The sequence below is a fragment of the Haladaptatus sp. genome (genome assembly GCF_049589095.1).
GTDB lineage: Archaea > Halobacteriota > Halobacteria > Halobacteriales > Haladaptataceae > Haladaptatus.
This window is the reverse complement of sequence record NZ_JBAWAC010000414.1, coordinates 1-2345: the sequence shown is the minus strand read 5'-3', so window position 1 is coordinate 2345 and position 2345 is coordinate 1. Positions and strand designations below refer to the sequence as shown.

At 60.7% G+C, this 2345-nt stretch carries 2 protein-coding genes and 1 pseudogene; 1 reads left to right on the top strand and 2 read right to left on the bottom strand.

Annotated features, from left to right (window positions below; all coding sequences use genetic code 11):
* Window positions 1-143: pseudogene (locus WBV42_RS13080) on the top strand (S-methyl-5'-thioadenosine phosphorylase); the annotation flags it as partial.
* A 30-nt stretch (window positions 144-173) separates the two neighbouring features.
* Here WBV42_RS13080 and WBV42_RS13075 read toward each other — a convergent pair.
* Window positions 174-611: a hypothetical protein gene (locus WBV42_RS13075; RefSeq protein WP_423986416.1), complete on the bottom strand. Its 438-nt coding sequence runs from the start codon at window positions 609-611 to the stop codon at window positions 174-176.
* Between the two features lie 70 nt (window positions 612-681).
* Window positions 682-2187, bottom strand: a complete 1506-nt coding sequence (locus tag WBV42_RS13070; RefSeq protein ID WP_423986417.1) for a sugar porter family MFS transporter — start codon at window positions 2185-2187, stop codon at window positions 682-684.
* Between the last annotated feature and the right edge of the window lie 158 nt (window positions 2188-2345).

Below are 2345 nucleotides of genomic sequence, written 5' to 3'. Positions count from 1 at the left end.
AACACGCGATCCGGTCGATGCCGGACGAGCGCGAGTGTGACTGTGGCCACGCCCTCGAAGGCACAGTCAACACCCCGACGGAAGCGATTCCGGAAGAAACGCGGGAAGAAGTCGATCTGCTCGCGGGACAGTATCTCGACTGAGTCGGTCAGGTCGGTTCCAGTTCCGTTCAGTCAGTTCAATTCGGGTTCCCGTTCCTCGTTCCGATTTTGCTGACTGGAGAATTTCGCCTCGGAAGTCTCGTCGATGCAGGACGAACAGTAGTCGTTTTCTCCCCCGTCGATCGTCCAGAGCGGAACGCCGAACAGCACCGCCTGTTTCGTGTACGTCCGTCGCTGTCCGGTCTCGACGGTCGAATCACAGACGCTACAGTCGGTATCTTCGTCCACCGGTTCCGTGTCCACTCGGCGTTCGATGCCGACCGTAGAGCGCGGATACTGGACGAGATTCGAATCGAGCACGAAAAATATGAGGGTGAAATAGAGTCCCAGCAGCACCAGGTTTGGAACCGGCCAATCCATCCCGAAAAAGACGTATGCCAGCAGTATGGGGACGCCGATTTTTCTCACGGCCCGCCGGATACGGGCAGCCAGCGTCGAAGGGCGAGACATCCCATGAAAATGAGTTGTGCTGACAGTTAATCGTTCGCATGATCCGACACGAGTTCGGAGCTGATGAACCTCAGTCGGCGTTCTCGGCCGTCTCCCCGCTCGCATCGGCGTACTTCCCGCTCGTGCCGCCGCGCAGGTCGGCTTCGATCTCTTCGAGCGAACGACCCTTCGTCTCCGGAACCTTCCAGTAGACGAACAGCAGGGAGAACAGGCTCAAGACGGCGTACAGCCCGAACGTCCCCGTCTGTCCGATGCCGCCGAACTCGACCCCGGAGAACGTCCCGCCGTTGATGAGCGTGAGGAACGTCAGCGAGACGAGGAGGTTCGCGGCCCAGTTGGCGACGGTGACGACGCCCATGGCCGACCCGCGGACTTGCAGCGGGTAGATTTCGGAGATGAGCAACCAGAACACCGGTCCCATTCCGATGGCGAAAAAGCCGACGTAGAACATCAGACTGCCCACGGCGGCCCAGCCGACGACACCCGACAGGCCGGGGAGGAAGAACACGGCGCTCAACCCGCCGAGCGCGAGCACCATTCCGGTCAGTCCGACGAGCAGGAGCGGACGACGGCCGACGCGGTCGACGAGGAGCACCGCACAGATCGTCGCGCCGACGTTGACCAGCCCGACGCCGACGGTGGCGAGCAGGGATGCGGACGCCCCGAACCCGGTCGATTTGAAGATGGTCGGCGCGTAGTAGATGACGGTGTTGATACCGGTCACTTGCTGAAGGACGGCGAGACCGACGCCCACGATGAGCGCGGGACGAATCCACGATTCGAGCAGGGTCGAGGCGTCGTTCTCTTCGACCTGAGCCGTCTCCTCTATGTTCTCGATTTCCTCCTCGATACGATCCTCCGAACGTGTTCGTGAGAGGACCGACCGGGCTTCGTCCAGGCGTCCGTTCTCGACCAACCAGCGCGGACTCTCCGGCATGAAGAGCATCCCGAGCGCGAGCGCCGCGGCCGGAACGACGCCGGATCCGAGCATCCAGCGCCAACCGCCCGGTCCCTTGAAAACGTAGTTGACGAGATACGCGAGTAGGATACCGGACGTCACCGCGAGTTGGTTGAGCGAGACCAGCGACCCACGGATCTTCGGCGGCGCGATTTCGGAGTTGTAGAGCGGTCCGACCATCGATGCGACCCCGATGGCGAACCCGACCACGAGACGCCCGACCACGAGCGCTGGCACGTTGGGTGCGAACGCCATCACGACCGATCCGACGAAGAACACGCACGCTCCGGCGACCATGAGCCGTCGTCGTCCCAATCGGTCCGCCAACCGCCCACCGGCGGCCGCTCCGACTATCGCGCCGACGAGCGTGGGGCTGACGATGATCTCCTGCATGAGATGGGTGAGACCGAAACTGTTGTCGATGTACAACAGCGCTCCCGAGATGACGCCCGTATCGAAGCCGAACAACAACCCGTTTAGCGCCGCAATCGCGGCGGTTATGTAGATAAATCGATTCGTTCCGGTATCTCTCGTAGCGTTTTCCAAGACGAGTGCCTCCTGTCTGGATATCCCTGACGAATAACTACATTCTTTTTGCTCACGAGTGAAAAGTTGGATAATAATTATAAATATCGTTAATTCGGTTCGGGAGGTGAACGTTGTCGCACGTCTGCATAACCGGACCCAGGTCCGTGAAACGGGAACGGTTTATCCGACCGCGAACGCAGAGGAACCATATGGACGAGAACACGCTCACGATGACGCCGGGTCCGACC

Bases quoted from the DNA above. Each gene is read 5' to 3' on its own strand.
- WBV42_RS13075 (WP_423986416.1), bottom strand. From the start codon at position 611: ATGTCTCGCCCTTCGACGCTGGCTGCCCGTATCCGGCGGGCCGTGAGA.